Source organism: Nitrosospira lacus, assembly GCF_000355765.4.
GTDB classification, from domain to species: domain Bacteria; phylum Pseudomonadota; class Gammaproteobacteria; order Burkholderiales; family Nitrosomonadaceae; genus Nitrosospira; species Nitrosospira lacus.
Genome location: NZ_CP021106.3, coordinates 1,509,820 through 1,526,878, shown reverse-complemented (window position 1 = coordinate 1,526,878; position 17,059 = coordinate 1,509,820). Strand labels below are relative to the sequence as shown.

The following is a 17,059-nucleotide window of genomic DNA, read 5'->3' as shown; positions in this document are numbered from 1 at the left end:
TTTCCCGTCGATCTTTATTTATGCAGCCATGCTGCCTGGGGCAGACGTGGAAAGGACCATTTTGCTCCCCATCAAAGTTTAGTATATCCCGGGAATGGTCCAATAGGGTCCAGAGCGGCAGTCCCTGCCCGATTTACGCTCGCGCCGGGTCCAACCAACAAGTTCGTTTAAAGCTACTATAATGAAATCATGGTTTTGATCGAAGCGGAAGAGAATCGACCTGTGACAGCCGAATCTTCACGGTATTTCGAGCATGATGCCGATGTCGGCATTATCGGGTGCGGCTCAACTGTCGAGCAAGCGTTTGAGGCTGGAGCGCAAGCGCTATTTGCCATCGTCACCAATCTTGACGCAGTGCAACCAACGTCTACGGTAACGTTCGAGTTTGAAGAAACCGACTCCGAGTTTGCCTTTGTCACATGGCTCAATCTGTTGCTGGGTAAGTCGCGTGAACTGGGAATGGTTTTCAGCCGCTTCCATGTGCGGCACATTGGCAATCGGTGGCGGGCCGAAGCATCGGGCGAAAAGTGGTATGCCGGAATGGAGCGCGGCGTTGAGGTAAAGGGGGCAACTCTGACGATGCTTTCGGTGAAGCAATCCGGGTCCGGATGGGAAGCGCGCTGCGTTGTGGACGTATGAGATGGATCTGACCCAGTTACGCCAGCTGCAACCCTACCTCTGGAGCTTTCCCCTCCGGCCGGGCGAAAAGCGCGCGGAAGTGCTGCTTTACGGTACCGCGCCCTTGCTGGCCAGCATGGATGATAAAGTGCTGGAGCAAATTGGCAATGTCGCTTCTCTGCCTGGCTTGGCTGGTGCCGCCATGACCATGCCGGATGCGCACTGGGGTTACGGATTTCCCATAGGGGGTGTCGCTGCGTTCGATGCTGAACAGGGAGGTGTAATCTCCGCCGGAGGCGTGGGCTTCGATATTTCATGCGGCATTCGGTGCCTGCGCAGTAATCTTGATTTGCATGACGCCACGCCAGGCCTAACGGCGCTTGCAGACATCCTGTTCCGAGCGATTCCCGCTGGCGTAGGGGAGGAAGGAGACATAAAATTGAATCCGGCGCAGCTCGATCAGGTACTTCAGGATGGTGCGCACTGGGCCGTGCGGCAGGGTTATGGCAACACCGCGGATCTTGAATACATAGAGGAGCGCGGTCGTGTTGCCGGCGCGATTCCAGATAATGTATCGGAACTGGCCAAGAAGCGCCAGCGCGGAGAAATGGGCACGCTGGGTTCAGGCAATCACTACCTTGAGGTGCAGGTGGTGGAGCGAATTCATGATGAGGATGCCGCATCGGCTTTTGGCCTGCATGAAGGCCAGATTATAATCTCGATACACTGCGGCTCGCGCGGCCTGGGGCATCAAATCGGTACCGACTACCTCATTATGCTGGCCAAGGCGGCCAGTCGGCTTGGCTTACCTAACCGGGAACTGGCTTGCGCACCGATCAAATCTCCCGAAGGCCGGCAATACATCGGCGCGATGAATGCCGCCATCAATTGTGCGCTCGCCAATCGGCAGATTCTGACCCATCTGACACGCATCGCTTGCGCGAAAGCTTATCCTCATGCGGAATTGGAAACCTTGTTCGACGTTTCGCACAACACCTGCAAGGTGGAAACCCACGAAATAAACGGCAAGGACAGACTGCTCCATGTGCACCGCAAAGGTGCGACGCGCGCATTCGGTCCGGGTCATGCCATGTTGCCGGAACGCTACCGTGCAGTAGGCCAGCCAGTCGTCATCGGTGGAAGCATGGGCACCGGCTCATATATTCTGGCCGGTGCCAGCGGAAATCAGGCGTTCGCCTCGTCAAGTCATGGCGCGGGCCGCGCCATGAGCCGCAACAAGGCATCGGCACGCTGGCAGGGCCGCGAGCTGATCAGCAAACTGGCGCAACAGGGCATACTGATTCGCTCTCGTTCTATGCGGGGAGTGGCGGAGGAGGCTCCAAGCGCATATAAAGACGTCGATTTGGTTGCGGAAGCAACGGAACAAGCAGGGCTCGCGCGCCGAGTCGCTTTTCTTCGACCAAAAGTGTGTATTAAGGGATAATCCTTCAGGAGACATCATGTATCAACATATTCTGGTACCTGTTGATGGCAGTACAACTTCTGATCGCGCGCTACAGGAAGCCATCAGGATCGCCCGGCAGCAAAGCGCTCAGTTGGAACTGGTGCACGTTGTGGAGGATATGCCTTTACTGGATAGCGGCAGTTACATCAACTACGCTGAAATGCAGGAAACATTAAGGAGCAGCGGCAAGAAAGTACTGGCGCACGCACAAATGGTGGCGCAATTGGCAGGCCTGGATGCGGAAATAAATCTGCTTGAAGCGCATGGCGAGCGGATTCCCAGCGTAATAGTGGAAGAAGCCGGGCACTGGCCAGCCGACCTGATCGTAATCGGTACCCACGGCCGTTCCGGTTTCAGTCGCGTTCTATTCGGCAGTGTGGCCGAAGGAGTCGTTCGTACGGCGCATATACCCGTATTACTGATTCGTGGCGCATAGGCCCCGGATCAACGCAGTATCATAAGGAGTTCCATTATGAAATCATGCCGTCCAGCTTCACATGATGGACTGCATCAATATGAATCATAGAGAGGATATAGTCATGAAATTTTCACTGCAAATCACTACACGCGACGTTCCCCATTCTGAGGCACTGGAAAGTCATATCCGGCAAAAAGCAGAAAAACTCGAGACGTTCTATCCGCATATCATGGGATGCCGGGTGGTAATCGAAATCCCTCACAAACATAAACATCAGGGACGCATGTTCAACGTGCGCCTCGATATCACCGTGCCGGGAAAAGAACTGGTCGTTAACCGCGAGGCGGATGAGGATGTGTATGTCGCATTGCGCGATGCCTTCGATGCTGCAAAGCGTCAGCTGGAAGACTATGGCCGCCGTCAGCGTGGCGACATCAAGGCGCACGCGCCAGTCGTGCGCGGCAAGGTGGTGCGCTTGATTGCGGAGGAAGGGTATGGATTCATCGAGACACCCGACGGGGAAGAATTATATTTTCATCGTGATAACCTCGCTGAAAATAACTTTGACAAACTGGAGTCAGGCAGCGAGGTACAGTTCCTGGAGGATATTGGCAGCGAGGGTTTTCAGGCGAAGCGCGTGAGCACCGGCAAACATCACACCACAAAAGGAAAAGCAGAATGAGGAATGGGGAGCGGTGCATTCAGTCACCATTCTCCGGCACCAGCCGGATTATGAAGCCCGGCTGACGGAACGCTCCCGGTACTGGAGTACGTTGACGGCCGGCCCTGCTTCAGGAGTCGAGAAGTTTTCAGTTCTTTACCGCCCAAATGAGCAACAACTTCCATGAATAATGACGGATTCATGAAGGGCGGGCTTGCCGCAGGTGACGCCCTGATTCTCGTGGATGTCCAGAACGATTTTCTTCCCGGCGGCAGCCTTGCCGTACCCAATGGCGACGAAGTCATACCGGTACTCAATCGTTACCTTGCACTTTTTCATGGCCATGGCTTACCCATCTTCGCCACTCGCGATTGGCATCCCCCGGATCACTGCTCCTTCCTGCAACAGGGAGGGCCGTGGCCACCGCACTGCATTGCGTCAACGCCGGGCGCGGCATTCCCGGCAAGCCTTGAACTTCCTCCCGATACACACATCATTTCCAAGGCTGTCACTCCGGAAAAAGACGCCTATTCCGGCTTTACGGATACCGAACTCAATGCTTTACTGCAATCTTCCGATGCTCGTCGTCTATTTATCGGCGGTATCTCCGCGGAGTACTGCGTACTCAATACCGTAAAGGATGCCCTGCAGTATCACTACACCGTCTTTGCGCTCAACGACGCGATATGTGCCATGGACATAAATTCGAATCATAGTCACGCACTTGAGGAAATGGTGCGTCTTGGCGCGATTCTAATCTGCTTCAAGGCACTCCGGGCATGAATCCGCTTTCCAGCCCTCTTTTGACTGACCATTATCAGCTGATGATGTTGCAGAGCTATCTTGAGCAAGGCATGGATGAGCGCGCGGTATTTGAGTTTTTCGTTCGCAAGCTGCCGCCGGGGCGGAATTTCATGGTTGCGGCTGGTCTGGAGCAAGCCCTTGATTTTCTTGAAAACCTGAAATTTTCACCGGAAGAACTGGCTTGGCTTACCCCGCGTTTCCCGCCTGCGGTCATTGCCTACCTGGAAAAATTCCGTTTCAATGGCGACGTTCATGCCATGCCCGAAGGTACCGTATTTTTTCCGGATCAACCTATTCTGCGGATAACCGCCCCGCTGCCACAAGCCCAACTGGTCGAGTCACGGATCATGAATCTGCTGCATTTCGAGACGTTAATTGCCTCCAAGGCGGCTCGCCTGGTGATGGTGGCGCCTCACAAGCTGCTGGTGGATTTTGGCATGCGCCGCGCACATGGGGCGGAGGCCGGACTGCTTGCGGCGCGGGCGAGCTATCTGGCCGGATTCTCCGGCACCGCCACCGTGCTGGCCGGCACGCTGTATGGAATTCCGCTGTTCGGCACCATGGCCCATTCCTACATCCAGGCGCATGAGGATGAAGCCACTGCGTTTGAACATTTTGCACGCTGCCACCCCGATAGAGCGACTCTACTGATCGATACCTATGATACGGAGACCGCCGCAACCAAGGTCGTAGCCCTGGCCAGAAAGCTTCGCGGGGAAGGCATCGGCATCAAGGGCGTGCGGCTGGATAGCGGCGATCTCGCGGCGCATGCCCGATGCGTGCGCCAAATACTCAACGAAGGCGGACTGGAGAAGACGACGATTTTTGCCAGCGGTAATCTGGATGAATACCGGCTGCGTGACTTACTGTCATCCGCCGCGCCGATAGATGGTTTCGGCGTAGGGACAGCGCTGGATGTCTCAAGCGATGCGCCTTCGCTGGATTGCGCCTACAAGCTGCAAGAATATGGCGGCAAACCACGCCGCAAACGTTCGGAGGGAAAGGCCACGTGGCCCGGAAGAAAGCAGGTATACCGCAGCTATAGCGCGAATGGCTGCATGATTGGTGACGTGGTAGCGTTGGAGGAGAATGATCCTCATGATGGTCAACCGCTTCTCATGCCTATTATGCGGGCCGGCCGCCGCATCCATGCCCATGCTACGCTGGACCAAATACGCCAACGGACATTGGCAGAGTATGCTCGTCTACCGAAAGCGATGACGACACTTGAGATGGCCGCACCTTACCCGGTGGTCATTTCCGCAGCGTTGCAAATACTGGCTAACGAACTGGATGCGGCGCGCGTGCTTAACCCATAGACATATGGATGGACCTGCTTTCACCATGATCGCCGTAGCGAAGCTGATGTTCCTGGTACACCTGCTTGCCAGGATGAATCATCTCCATTTTTTCCTCCAGGCACACAATGCGGAAAACGCAAGCGCTTACGAATTTTGATCACGGCAGGGCTTTAATTGTTATGCCACTTATACGCGGCGTTATCACGATTTAGAAAAAAGATACACGGATGAACAGCCCTGCCGCGATGGGTCAATCCATAATAATACGCAATAGGCGAGAGACAGCTATTATTTCGTGAATCGCCGCAGCAGCGCCTTGCGCAATTCATCCAGGGCGAGCATGGCAACGCCGAAGGGAATGGCGTATAGCCAGACATCAACGCCTATAGGCGTGGTTCCGAAGAGACTATTGCCTAGCGGCATGTAAACAATGAGCAGGATCAAGATAATTTCTAATGCAATACCCAGCAGCAGCAGGCGATTGCCGAACCAGGCGAAGCGGAAAACTGATTCTCGGGGATGACGGCAAATAAATACGTTCATCACCTGCATCACAATGATGGCCGATAGGCATGCAGTAGTGGCTTGCAAATAAAGTGTGCTGTCGGGAGCCAGTATCTGCCCGTAGTACCAGCCGCCGTTGTGTAGTACATAAAAGAACGCTGCCATCGCCGCCGCTGCTTCAAGCAAGCCGAGGAAAAGATAGGCGCGCAACAGTAGCGGCCAATGCAGCAGCCGTTCGCTGCGCGCACGCGGCGGTCTCTGCATTACGTCGTCACGGGGTGCTTCAGCGCCCAGCGCCAGTGCCGGAAGCATGTCGGTGCCGAGGTCAACCGCGAGGATTTGCACAATGGTGAGTGGCAACGGAATTTTAAACAGCACGAAAGCCAGATAAGGGATGAGCTCGGGAACATTCGAGGTGAGAATGTACGTCATGAACTTACGGATGTTTTCGAACACCGCTCGCCCTTCCTCGATTGCTGCGACGATGCTGGCAAAATTATCGTCGAGCAAAATAATATCGGCAGATTGTTTGGCGACGTCGGTGCCGGAGATGCCCATGCTGATGCCGACATCCGCCGCTTTTAACGCCGGTGCGTCGTTGACACCGTCGCCGGTTACCGCCACGATTTCGCCTTTCTTTTTCAGCGCCTGCACGATGCGCATTTTTTGGTCCGCACCCACTCTGGCGAAGATTATTTCCTCTGCATCAAGTGCCAATTGCAGCTGGATTTGTGACATACGCCGCAATTCATCGCCAACAATGATAAGCGGGGTTTGGGTCAGCCCAATTTCGCGACCGATGGCTCGGGCGGTGTGCGGGTGATCTCCCGTTACCATGATCACCTTGATGCCCGCTGCGCGGCAGCGAGCAATTGCTGCGGGAACTTCTGCTCGTGGTGGATCTTCCATCCCAACCAGTCCGCATAAAATCAGTTCTTCCTCCAAGCGTTCACGCGCGGTGCCTGGAACGCTTCGGCGATAAGCCAAGGCGAGCACGCGCAGCCCCTCTTCCGCCATGCTTTCCTGGGCTTGGAACAAACGCTGTCGATAGGGGTCATCCAGAGTCTGTATCCTGCCGTTCAGATGGATGTCGCGACACAGTGGCAGCACGGTTTCCAGTGCGCCTTTGCAGTACAGCATGTTGCCGCCGGGTGTTTTGTACAGCAGCGAGAGGCGCTTACGGTCGGTATCGAAGGGAATTTCATCAATACGCTTGTGATCTGGATGCGCCGAGATTGCCATGCGCGCCAGTTCAAGCAAAGCGACTTCCATTGGATCGCCGAGCAAGACCTGCTTGCCCTCATGCTCGCTTTGTTTCAGGTTATGACAATACATTGCGACGGCAAACAGTGGACTGTCGCGCAACTGTGCAATATCCGCGGGCAGGTAGAATTTCCCGGACAAAAAAAGTTTTTCAATCGTCATGCGGTTCTGCGTCAGCGTTCCGGTCTTGTCGGTACAGATCACCGTGGTGGAGCCCAGGGTTTCCACTGCCGGCAGATGGCATACTAACGCGTTCCTTTTCACCATGCGCTGGGTGGCCATGGCCAGCGCCAGGGTCACCGTGGGTAGCAACCCTTCCGGGACATTGGCAACGATTATGCCAATGGCGAAAATTAGGTTCTGCCAGAAAGGTAAACCCAGCCATAAACCAATCAAGAAAAACACCACGCCGATGAGCACCGAGAGCGTCGCGATGAAACGGCTGAGGCGCATGATTTCGACTTGCAGAGGCGACAGGGCTGCACCCGTCACCTGGGTCAAATGTGCGATCTTGCCGAACTCACTATGCATGCCAGTGGCGTATACGAGTGCCTTCGCTTCTCCCGACACCATGGTGGTGCCGGCGAGCAACACATTGCGACTGTTCTGCGCTTCGTCCTGGCTGGAGCGCTCGGAATTACGCGCCAGGGGCAGTGATTCACCGGTAATCGTGGCATTGTTTACGCGTACGCCGAATGCCTCGAGCAAGCGGCAATCAGCCGGGACAGCGTCGCCGTCCGCCAGCAGGATTACGTCCCCTGGCACCAATTCAGCCGCCGGTATTTGCCTGAGAGCCCCGTCGCGCATGGCTTTTACTTGATGGGGTAGCAGATTGCGCAGCGCAACCACTGCTTTATGCGCACGGTATTCCTGCCAGAATGAAAACACGCCGTTGATCAGGATCACACCAATGATGGCGTAGCCAAGCATGGCCATGCCTTGCCCCGGTTCGTTCCATTCGGCGACGAAAGCCAGCATTGCGGCGAGCCATAAGATCAGTGCGAAAAAATGGGTAAATTCTTTGGCGAAACTCAGTAGCAGGCTCTCTTCGCGAACCTCCTCCACACGATTTGGCCCGTATTCCTGCAACCTTCTGCGTGCCTCATGCTCAGGCAATCCGATGAGGCTGCTGTGCAGGCTCGCATAGGCTTGTTCAACAGTAAGCTGGTGGATTTTCATGACATCCGATGCCACCTCTATTTCATGGTTTCACTTTCGAATTGCAATTGAAATAAATATTCTTATGGTGTGGTCAGCAACGAATTACGTATGATTTGATCACCACGTGCATGTCGATACTTAATATCCATGCAGTGACATGCATGGCTTGAATTTCAGTGATCATGAGTATGTCGTTTTTTTCTTTGTCTGATAACAGTAACGTTGTCCTGAGTAATATTATTCGCCGTAGCGGATGGTTACGTAATGCTGGCCTGGTTTGAGCAGGTTGGGACGATTGGACATCAGGATTCTGGCAATTTATCATGGAAATCCGTATAGCACATCTTGAGGAATTTCCGAGCGGATCCCTTAGTCTGCCGGCAACGTGCAACACGAAAACTTACTCAGAGGTTCCTTAAGAATCTAAATCTATGAATCATTACACAAGCACGGCTGAGTCTCGCGCAAGGCGCATGCGCAACGCATTATGGGGGTTATTCATAGGCGACGCGCTGGCGATGCCAGCACACTGGTTTTACAGCCTGAAAAATGTCCGGCAATACTTTGACGGCGGTATTCGTGGATACGAACCACCACCCCACCCGCACCCTGAAAGCTTCATGGTGGGCATGACGTACCATCCTGATATTGAAACCGCAAATCGCCTTGGCCGCTGCTATGACATTCTTCACGCGCATGCCCGTTTCTATGACACCAGCTATAGTGATCTGGCAATCGGATCTCTGGAGCGCGAGAGTGAGCACGGCAATCGCGTTCCCCGCCTGGAGGATCGTTTCCATTACCACGATGGATTGAAAGCGGGAGAGAATACACTTGGTGCTCATCTGGTCCGTGTGCTGTTGCGTTCGGTGATACGTGCTGGCCGCTATGATCCGCAAGACTTTCTCGAAGCGTTTGTGAAATATCTCACCACGCCGGGTGAAAACCGCGACCCTTATACGGAAATCTATCTTCGACGCTGGTTCGAGAATTATTCCCGAGGCCTGCCGCCCCACGCATGCGCGGAACTGCAACGCAACATATGGTCCATCGGCTCGCATGGCGCGCTGGTACGGCCCCTGGTTCTCACCATGCTGGTTGAAAGCGCCTATCAGGGACTGGGGTTTGCCGTAGAGCATCAGTGTCTCACCCACAGGTCGGAAAACGCAGCCAGTTCGCTGGGCATTCTGGTTCCCCTCCTGAACTCACTGGTGAAAGGTATCGACCCGGTTGAAGTGATCTCTGTGTATGCCAGATCCCTGCGCACACCGCAGATTACCGGCGAGGAACTCTTCACCGCCTATCGCGAGCATGGCGGTCCCGGCAATATTCCGAAAGCCGAGATGTGGCAACTTCATGTAAGACTCAATGACGCGCCTTATGAGGTATTTCAGTTAGCCCGGCAGCACGCAGAGCCAGAAGTTGTCCGTCATCTTCTTGCGACGGCCTGCTACCCGGAGCATGGCCTTCCACTCCTCTTGTATCTCATCGTAAAACATAATCTCGGGATCGAGGCGTCCCTTCTGGCGAACGCCAACGCAGGCGGGGACAACGTGCACCGGGGCATGATTATGGGTCTGATTACCGGAGCGTCCGGCTACGATCTGCCTGACCACCTCGTGGAAGGGCTGATCGACCGGAAGGAATTGAAAATCGAGATTGATGCATTCGTGGATGTTGCTCTACGAGGAAACGCCTTTTAAGCCGCGCCGCCTCGTATACTTACTCGTAGCGTAAAAACTCCTCTGCCAGCGAGTCGGCGCCATAGCGCCTGATCAGTGCTTCAATTTCCCCAAGCAGGGCGTCGTCTTCGTCATCCTCCAGTACACCATCGCCGACCAGCCTGGCAGGCAGGCCCGAGGCAATGGCTTCTCTTATCGTTTCGAGGGTGGGCGGGTTTTGCCGGTTCTCGTCGTTTATCACTGCATCGATTACCCGCGAAAGCGGTTCGCTGGCGGTGTTCTGCGCAAAATCGATGGCAAGTGCGTCTTCCCCATACTCCTCGATCAGCGCATCCAGTTCGTCAAGTAACGATGCGTCAATATCAAAGTGGTGCAGTTGTTCCACTTCCGTGAATGCAGCGGGTAGCAAGCCGGCAACAAAAGTGCGTACCGTTGCGAGTGTTATGGGTTGCTCGGCATCCGGATCGTTGACCCGGCTTTCGATGAGTGCCGACAGGTTGGGGCTGACGCGGGTGGCAATATCAATAGGATTACGGATCATGGCTTTATCCTCTTTATCCTCGGTATAAACGTCCTGGCAATGAGCAGCAGGATAAAGTCAGTTTAGATCTCGTCATGAAAAAGTCAATGCTTTCTGGTGAGTCATTCAGTACCAGAATCAGAATGGATGGAAATACGATTATTTGACAGCAGAAGAACGGGGCGGCATTGTGCTGCGTTATTCTTTTGATGCCGAAAGTCGGCGGTCCCTGGGCCCTTGACGCCATAACCCATTCTGATAGCGCGGCTTGCGGTAACCCATATCCGGCGGGCCTACCCTCACGCGGGGAATGACTTTTTCTGACGGAGAAATTCTTCGATTTTCTCCGCGGGAACACCGGGACTGAATAGATAGCCTTGCATCTCGTTGCATTTGAGCAAGCGCAAAAGATCTGCCTGCTCAGTGGTTTCCACTCCCTCGGCGATCACGCGCAGATTCAGGGAGTGCGCCAGGGAGATAATGGCGGAAACGATGCTTAGGTCGTCACGGTTGGTGGTCATATTGGTGATGAAAGCCCGATCGATTTTCAGAACATTGACAGGCAGCTTGGCAATATAACTGAGCGAGGAATAGCCGGTGCCGAAATCGTCTATCGCGACCTCGATATCCATATCGCGAATGATCCTGAGCTTCTGGATATTGGCTTCTATGTCCTGCATGATTACACTCTCGGTAATCTCGAGTTCCAACCCGATTGTCACCTTTTGAGCACCGTTTATCACACTCGTTACCATGCCGACAAAATCCTTTTGCCGTAATTGAACTGGCGAGACGTTGACGGCTACCTTGGGTGGATTGAGTCCCATGCCCTCCCATTTCTTGGAATCCGAGATCGCTTTTCCCAATGCCCACCGTCCCGCCTCAAGAATCATCCTGGTTTCCTCGAGCAGGGGAATAAAGTCTACCGGCGGTACAAGGCCATTATCGGGGTCCTTCCAGCGCATCAGTGCCTCCAGTCCGCTGATTTGTCCGCTTGCCAAATCAATTTTGGGCTGGTAGTGCAGTACCAGCTGTTCTTGTTCCAGTGCTCGGCGCAATTTGGTTTCGAGCTTCAGCTTCTCTGTAACGCGGGTGTTGAATTCAGGAGCGTAAAACAGGTGCTTGTCGCAGGAAAGCTTGGCTTTTTTCAGTGCCGTTTCAGCGTTGCGTAGCAGAGTGTCGGTATCCTGGCCGTCAGCAGGATAAGACGAAGTGCCCGCTCTGGCGGAAATGCGTAATTCATGTCCGTCGATCAGGAAAGGCTGATGCTGGATCCCGAAGAGAATTTTCTCCAGAACGTGGGCAATGTCCGTACTTTCTTGTTCGTGCGTTATGGCGACGGCAAAATAGTCCGCCGAGAGACGAGCCAGGATATCTGTTTCCGCAAGTACCTGCTTCAGGCGGTGTGCAAGCTGGCATAGCAGGCTGTCCCCTGCCTGGTGCCCGAGCGATTCATTGACATTGCTGAAGCGCTCAAGATCGAGGACAATCACTGAAATTGCCTTGTGATCATGGTGGATCGTGTTGATTCGCTGATTGACCCGGTCGAGAAACAGCGCGCGGTTCGGCAGGTCGGTCACGGCATCGAAAAAAGCAAGATAATTAATGCGCTCCTCTTTTTTCAGGTGATCCATCGCAAATGAAATATCGCCCGCCATTTCGGTCAACAGGGTCATTTCCTCCTCGTCAAAGAACTCTGTTTCCGGCGCGTAGAGCACGAAGGTGCCCACGAGCTGGTCATCCAGGATTAGAGGCAGGGCTACTTTGGAATGATAGCCGCGTTCCAGTGCCGCGGCATACCGGATCCGCATGTGCTCGTCGGCGGCGAGATCATTGCAAATAGCCGGCTTGTGGTGGGCGATCGCCTCCGCTATCAGCCAGGAATTTCCCGGGGCATCAACCAAAGCAGTCAATTTGAGCTGAGACAGATAACCCTCGTCACGGCCCGCCTTGGCCATAGGTGTAATATTCTGTGTGGCCGCATCGAACATTCCGATCCAGGCGAACACAAATTGCCCGTGGTCCACCGCGATGCGGCACGCTTCATCGAATAGTTCCTTTATTTCCCGGACGCGCACGATAGTGGTGTTGATGCCGCTGAGTACACTGTAAATTCGGTTTAGACGAACAATCCTGGCTTCATGCTTCTTGCGCTGGGAGATCTCCGCGGTTAGTGCCATGGTGCGCTCATCCACCAGTTTTTCCATGTGTTCATGCAGCCGGGCACGCGCCAGCGCGACGCTTATCTGGTGGCCGACCCCGTGAAACGTTTCCAATTCGTCGTCCTTGAACGGGCCTTGTTCTACTCCCATCAGGTTCATGATGCCCTGGTTCCGGTTACCGATCCATAGCGGTATGCTGGCGTGGAAGCGGAGGCCGGAAGCGCCACCTCCGCATGGGATGAGATGCTCGCAGTTGATGATATTGGTGGCATGGCTGAGCTCTCCCGCCAGAAAAAGGCGCCGGCACTCGCATGGGTTTTCCAGCCCCTTCGCAGTCTGCGGCGGCAGGTTGTGCACAGCCGCTAACCGGAAGGTTTCATTATCCCGCAGATAGAGCCATCCCGCCTGCACTCCGGGCAATTCCATCGCATACTCGAGCGCTTTCTCGCAGACTTCGCGCTCGCTTGTCGCCTGGTTCAGACCTTCGGCGATCCGGTAAAGTCCGTTAAGCAAGCGATTCGAATGTGCCAGATCAAGCTGCCGCGCATGAAGCTCCTTGTTGATGTGGATCGCATCCTCGTAGATCGAAATCAACAAATCCACGATCTGCTGCCGCTCGGTAGTGATGAAATGTTTTTGCCCACCCAGATAAATTTCCATCCCCATTTGCATCTTCTGGCTCCTGCGCAACTCCAGGTTCATCAACAGGTAGTCGATACGGGCCAGCACATATTGATCTTCGTACGGCTTGCGAATGAAATTGTCGGTACCGCACTCCAGTCCCTTCAGAATGTCCTGGACGTCGGACAGCGAAGTGAGCAGGATCACCGGGATATCCTTGAGCTGCTCGTCACGCTTGATTTCGCTGCATAGCGTGAACCCATCCATCTCGGGCATCACCACATCGCTGATAATCAGCGCCGGCCTGCGCCGCCGGGCCGCCGCAAGGGCTTGCTTGCCGTCGGGTGCGGAGGTAACGATATAGCGGTTTTCCTCGAGCAGATACCGCAGTTTTTCTGCCTGGGTCGGGCTGTCTTCGGCAATAAGTATTTCGAAATTGGCGGTTTCAAATATTTTGGATGTCATGGTCGCGCTCTATTTTTCCTTGATGATTCACTAGATTCAGGAGCACTGCAGCTATTTTCCCCAGTGGCAGGACGAGCATCGCTGCGTCCAGCTTGATCGCTTCACCCGGCATGCCATGTACGACGGAGCTATCTTTGTCCTGAGCGAAAGTGATTGCGCCTTTCTCTTTCAGCAACCGCAGTTCCCTCGCGCCGTCGCGTCCCATGCCGGTCAGCAAACCGGCAATGGCATCACAGCCATAGACCTCTGCGACCGCGCGAAAGAGGTATGAAACCGAAGGCCGCAGCCCATGCTCGGGTTCATCTTTCGTCAAAACAATCCTTCCTCCGCGCTCCACCTTCATCTGGTATTCGTCGGGCGCGATGTAGACATGGCCGCTCAGTGGAAGCTCGCCATGTGTGGCGACATGGACGGCCAGGCCGGACGATCTCGATAACCACTCTGCCAAACCGCCGACGAAGCCGGTCGAGATATGCTGGACGATCAATACAGGCACGGGAAAATTCTTCGGTAGCGCCCTCAGGATGGTTTCGAGCGCGGGCGGGCCACCGGTCGAGGCACCTATGGCGACAATTTGTATTTGTGCCGATTCACGGACCAAGCCCATATGTGCTGGCGGTGAAAGTGGTGCCGCCTTTCGCATTTGCGGCCAACGCCGTATTACCTTCACTTCTGACATCAGTTTTATCGTCTGTATCATATTCAGAGCCGCGGCCTTGTGATCCGGATGGCCGATGCCAACGGGGCGGTGCAGCACCGCGAGTGCGCCAGCCTCCATTGCGTCGAATGTTGTGAGAGCCTCTCCCGAGTCGTCGCTGCCGCTCACCATGACGATGGGAGTGGGATTCGTTTCCATGATCCGGCGCGTGGCCTCCAGCCCATTCAGTTTCGGCATATGGAAATCCATGATGATGACATCGGGCCGGTGGCGCCGCACGGCGGCGAGTGCTTCCTCGCCGTCACCTGCCGTAGCGACAATCGCGATGTCGGGGTCGGCACTCAGAATGTAGATGAGGAATTCACGCACCAAGGATGAGTCTTCCACTACCAGGACGTTGATCATGAACAGGAACTCATGATGGAATATGGATGAGACGCTGGACGATCTCCAGCAGATTGCTCTGATCGAAGCCGCTTTTCACGATATAGGCATTGGCACCCGCATCGATCCCGCGCTCGCGTTGCTCGCGCGATTCCAGCGCTGTCACAAGCACCACCGGCAGAGCGGCAAGTTGCTTGTCCGCACGTATTTTGAGCGTGAGGTCGAAACCGTCCATGCGCGGCATTTCAATGTCGGAAACGACCAGATCAAATGTTCCGGTCTTGAGCGTGGTGTAGCCATCAACTCCATCCACTGCGGTACTGACACGATAGCCGGCAGACTCCAGGATGGTTTTGAGCAAGATACGCGAAGTGATGGAATCTTCCACCACCAAAATAGATAATTCTTGCGCCCCTTCAAGTTTCTTGTCTGGTAACCGGTGGGGGGAGCCAGGCGCCGCAGCCGGACGCCTCACAGCCGATTTCAGCAAGTCGGGCACATTGAGCACAGGCGCCACCCGGCCGGTTCCCAGCACGCTCGCACCCGCGACATTGCGTACGCGTACCAATGGCCGCATGAGCGCCTTGACCAGCACCTCCTGCTCACCAAGTATTTCTTCCACCAGAAAAGCGACACGGACGGAACCTGAACTAAGAACCAGGGCTTGAGAGGGGCGCTCCGGCTCGACCGCCGCAACATGGCGTGCCAATTCCAGTACGTCGCTCAACCGGACCAGGGAAACCGGCTGTTCATCCACCAGGATGGTTTCACGATTTTCGACCGTCTGTACCTCCTTACTGATGATTCGTACCGCCCGCTCGATACTGGTCGAGGGAATAACAAAAAATTGCCCGCCGGCGCGAACGAGGACGCCACGGAAATTCGCCAGCATGAGCGGCAGCGAAATATGGAATGCGGTGCCGGCACCTGGTTCTGACTTGACCGTGACGCTGCCCCCCAGGCATTCGATCTTTTCGCGCACAATCGCAAGCCCGAGCCCACGCCCTGAGATATCAGTGATGATGGGGCTGGTGGTCACGCCGGATTGAAAAGCCAGCGCCACCGACTCCGGCTCAGCGAGCCGTTCCGCGTCTTCGGCGGAAATGACGCCGAGCTTGCAGGCTGCGGCCTTGATCATGGCGATATCAATGCCGGCACCATCATCCGCTACCAGAACCTCGGCCGCGCCGCTGTCCTTCTGCGAGCATGCCAGCGTAATCGTTCCCTGCGGCCGCTTGCCCTTGGCAGAGCGCGCCGCCGGCTGCCCGATACCATGATCGATGCAATTGCGCACAAGGTGGATAAGAGGATCTTTCATCTCCTCCAGAATATGCCGGTCGATTTCGATTTCACCGCCCTTGATCACCAGTTCCACGCTCTTGCCCTGCTCGCGGGCCAGCTCGCGTGAGAATCTCGGGAAAATGCCCAGCAACGACGAAAATGGCAATAACTGCATTTCCTTGACATTCTGCCGCAAGCCATCGGTCATGCCGGCCAGCATGCGTTGATCGCGCTCGGCTGCACGTTGCAGTCTCGCAAGCTGGTCCTCCAGCATCTTCATGGGGAGTTGTTCGGCATCCAGGTATTTGAGCAGCTTGGGGAGCTCGGATTTTCCCTGGGAAATCGCGCCATGCCTGATATTGCGCTCGAACTCGCGATCGACCACCTGTAGTGCCGGTTGAATCTGCAGCCGCTGCTTTTTCCATCCTGCGAGTATCGCGATGGCTTCGTTTAACTCCTTGGCATGCTGGCTTACCGCCAGACGCGGCAGCAGCAACTCCTCAACTTGGCGCATCACCGCATCGAGCTTTGTGGCCGAAACCCTGACCGTAGCCGATGCCAGGCTGGGAGGGGGAGTCGGCGTGTGCATCCCGGCACCCGTGCCAGACTCGGTGGGCGCATTGACAGGGACCGGCGGCGGAGCGTCCGGCGGCGCAGCGGAGTCCGCCAATGATCCTCTTAATGCGGCATCGAGCTGCCGTCTCAATGACTCCACCAGTGGCTTTTGATTCCCGGCCACGCTGCCATCCGCAGCCAGAAGCCCGGCAAGAGCGTCTATCACCTGGAGCAGCAGATCCACCAATGGCGGCGAGATGGCAAGATGTTTATTCTTCAGCGCCGCAAAAACATCTTCCAGGGACTGGCAGACCGACTCGATCTGCGTGAGATTCACGGCGCGCGCGGCACCCTTCAGGCTATGCGCTTCCCGGAAGACTGTCTCGATGGTACCGGTATATTGCTCGCCCGCTGGTATTTTCTCCAATGCAAGCAGTCCTGAAGACATCGCCTGCAGATGAGTATCCGCCTCGATCCGAAATGTCACCAGGAGTCTTTTCAGGAGCTCATCGTTTTTAGACGGCATGGGCGCTGAT

Annotated in this window: 12 protein-coding genes; 7 read left to right on the top strand and 5 right to left on the bottom strand. The window is 55.3% G+C overall.

Annotated features, from left to right (window positions below):
• Window positions 1-189: 189 nt before the first annotated feature.
• The 6 genes from EBAPG3_RS06805 to EBAPG3_RS06780 all read left to right on the top strand — a co-directional run bounded on the left by EBAPG3_RS06805 (window position 190) and on the right by EBAPG3_RS06780 (window position 5,285).
• Window positions 190-639 carry an archease gene (locus EBAPG3_RS06805; RefSeq protein ID WP_004178911.1) on the top strand — a complete coding sequence of 150 codons (450 nt, stop codon included), beginning with the start codon at window positions 190-192 and terminating at the stop codon, window positions 637-639.
• 1 nt (window position 640) lies between these two features.
• Window positions 641-2,062 (top strand): RtcB family protein, encoded by a 1,422-nt coding sequence (locus EBAPG3_RS06800; RefSeq protein ID WP_004178913.1) that lies wholly within the window; start codon window positions 641-643, stop codon window positions 2,060-2,062.
• Window positions 2,063-2,078: 16 nt separating this feature from the next.
• Window positions 2,079-2,519: a universal stress protein gene (locus EBAPG3_RS06795; RefSeq protein ID WP_004178915.1), complete on the top strand. Its 441-nt coding sequence runs from the start codon at window positions 2,079-2,081 to the stop codon at window positions 2,517-2,519.
• Between the two features lie 103 nt (window positions 2,520-2,622).
• Window positions 2,623-3,183: a ribosome hibernation-promoting factor, HPF/YfiA family gene (gene hpf / locus EBAPG3_RS06790; RefSeq protein WP_004178917.1), complete on the top strand. Its 561-nt coding sequence runs from the start codon at window positions 2,623-2,625 to the stop codon at window positions 3,181-3,183.
• 162 nt (window positions 3,184-3,345) lie between these two features.
• Entirely contained in the window at window positions 3,346-3,945 is a 600-nt protein-coding gene (locus tag EBAPG3_RS06785; RefSeq protein WP_004178919.1) for an isochorismatase family protein, read from the top strand.
• Window positions 3,942-5,285: a nicotinate phosphoribosyltransferase gene (locus EBAPG3_RS06780; RefSeq protein ID WP_004178921.1), complete on the top strand. Its 1,344-nt coding sequence runs from the start codon at window positions 3,942-3,944 to the stop codon at window positions 5,283-5,285. Before EBAPG3_RS06785 ends, EBAPG3_RS06780 begins: the two co-directional genes overlap by 4 nt.
• A gap of 270 nt (window positions 5,286-5,555) precedes the next feature.
• Here the strand turns inward: EBAPG3_RS06780 and EBAPG3_RS06775 are convergent, their stop codons facing one another.
• Window positions 5,556-8,213 carry a cation-translocating P-type ATPase gene (locus EBAPG3_RS06775; RefSeq protein ID WP_040852670.1) on the bottom strand — a complete coding sequence of 886 codons (2,658 nt, stop codon included), beginning with the start codon at window positions 8,211-8,213 and terminating at the stop codon, window positions 5,556-5,558.
• 413 nt (window positions 8,214-8,626) lie between these two features.
• On the opposite strand from EBAPG3_RS06775, the gene EBAPG3_RS06770 reads away from it, so the two are divergent.
• Window positions 8,627-9,898, top strand: coding sequence for an ADP-ribosylglycohydrolase family protein (locus tag EBAPG3_RS06770; RefSeq protein ID WP_151898869.1), 1,272 nt, complete (start codon window positions 8,627-8,629; stop codon window positions 9,896-9,898).
• Between the two features lie 19 nt (window positions 9,899-9,917).
• Here the strand turns inward: EBAPG3_RS06770 and EBAPG3_RS06765 are convergent, their stop codons facing one another.
• From EBAPG3_RS06765 to EBAPG3_RS06750, 4 genes are all read right to left on the bottom strand, one after another.
• Window positions 9,918-10,418 carry a hypothetical protein gene (locus EBAPG3_RS06765; RefSeq protein ID WP_004178929.1) on the bottom strand — a complete coding sequence of 167 codons (501 nt, stop codon included), beginning with the start codon at window positions 10,416-10,418 and terminating at the stop codon, window positions 9,918-9,920.
• 278 nt (window positions 10,419-10,696) lie between these two features.
• A complete protein-coding gene (locus tag EBAPG3_RS06760) occupies window positions 10,697-13,645 on the bottom strand; it encodes an EAL domain-containing protein (protein WP_004178930.1) in 2,949 nt (982 codons plus the stop codon).
• On the bottom strand, window positions 13,626-14,708 hold the full coding sequence (gene cheB, locus EBAPG3_RS06755) for a chemotaxis-specific protein-glutamate methyltransferase CheB (protein WP_004178932.1): 1,083 nt from the start codon (window positions 14,706-14,708) through the stop codon (window positions 13,626-13,628). The genes EBAPG3_RS06760 and cheB overlap by 20 nt, the downstream gene beginning before the upstream one ends.
• A 10-nt stretch (window positions 14,709-14,718) precedes the next feature.
• Window positions 14,719-17,049 (bottom strand): hybrid sensor histidine kinase/response regulator, encoded by a 2,331-nt coding sequence (locus tag EBAPG3_RS06750; RefSeq protein ID WP_004178934.1) that lies wholly within the window; start codon window positions 17,047-17,049, stop codon window positions 14,719-14,721.
• Between the last annotated feature and the right edge of the window lie 10 nt (window positions 17,050-17,059).

Bases quoted from the DNA above. Each gene is read 5' to 3' on its own strand.
- EBAPG3_RS06805 (WP_004178911.1), top strand. From the start codon at position 190: ATGGTTTTGATCGAAGCGGAAGAGAATCGACCTGTGACAGCCGAATCT.
- EBAPG3_RS06800 (WP_004178913.1), top strand. From the start codon at position 641: ATGGATCTGACCCAGTTACGCCAGCTGCAACCCTACCTCTGGAGCTTT.
- EBAPG3_RS06795 (WP_004178915.1), top strand. From the start codon at position 2,079: ATGTATCAACATATTCTGGTACCTGTTGATGGCAGTACAACTTCTGAT.
- hpf (WP_004178917.1), top strand. From the start codon at position 2,623: ATGAAATTTTCACTGCAAATCACTACACGCGACGTTCCCCATTCTGAG.
- EBAPG3_RS06785 (WP_004178919.1), top strand. From the start codon at position 3,346: ATGAATAATGACGGATTCATGAAGGGCGGGCTTGCCGCAGGTGACGCC.
- EBAPG3_RS06780 (WP_004178921.1), top strand. From the start codon at position 3,942: ATGAATCCGCTTTCCAGCCCTCTTTTGACTGACCATTATCAGCTGATG.
- EBAPG3_RS06775 (WP_040852670.1), bottom strand. From the start codon at position 8,213: ATGAAAATCCACCAGCTTACTGTTGAACAAGCCTATGCGAGCCTGCAC.
- EBAPG3_RS06770 (WP_151898869.1), top strand. From the start codon at position 8,627: ATGAATCATTACACAAGCACGGCTGAGTCTCGCGCAAGGCGCATGCGC.
- EBAPG3_RS06765 (WP_004178929.1), bottom strand. From the start codon at position 10,418: ATGATCCGTAATCCTATTGATATTGCCACCCGCGTCAGCCCCAACCTG.
- EBAPG3_RS06760 (WP_004178930.1), bottom strand. From the start codon at position 13,645: ATGACATCCAAAATATTTGAAACCGCCAATTTCGAAATACTTATTGCC.
- cheB (WP_004178932.1), bottom strand. From the start codon at position 14,708: ATGATCAACGTCCTGGTAGTGGAAGACTCATCCTTGGTGCGTGAATTC.
- EBAPG3_RS06750 (WP_004178934.1), bottom strand. From the start codon at position 17,049: ATGCCGTCTAAAAACGATGAGCTCCTGAAAAGACTCCTGGTGACATTT.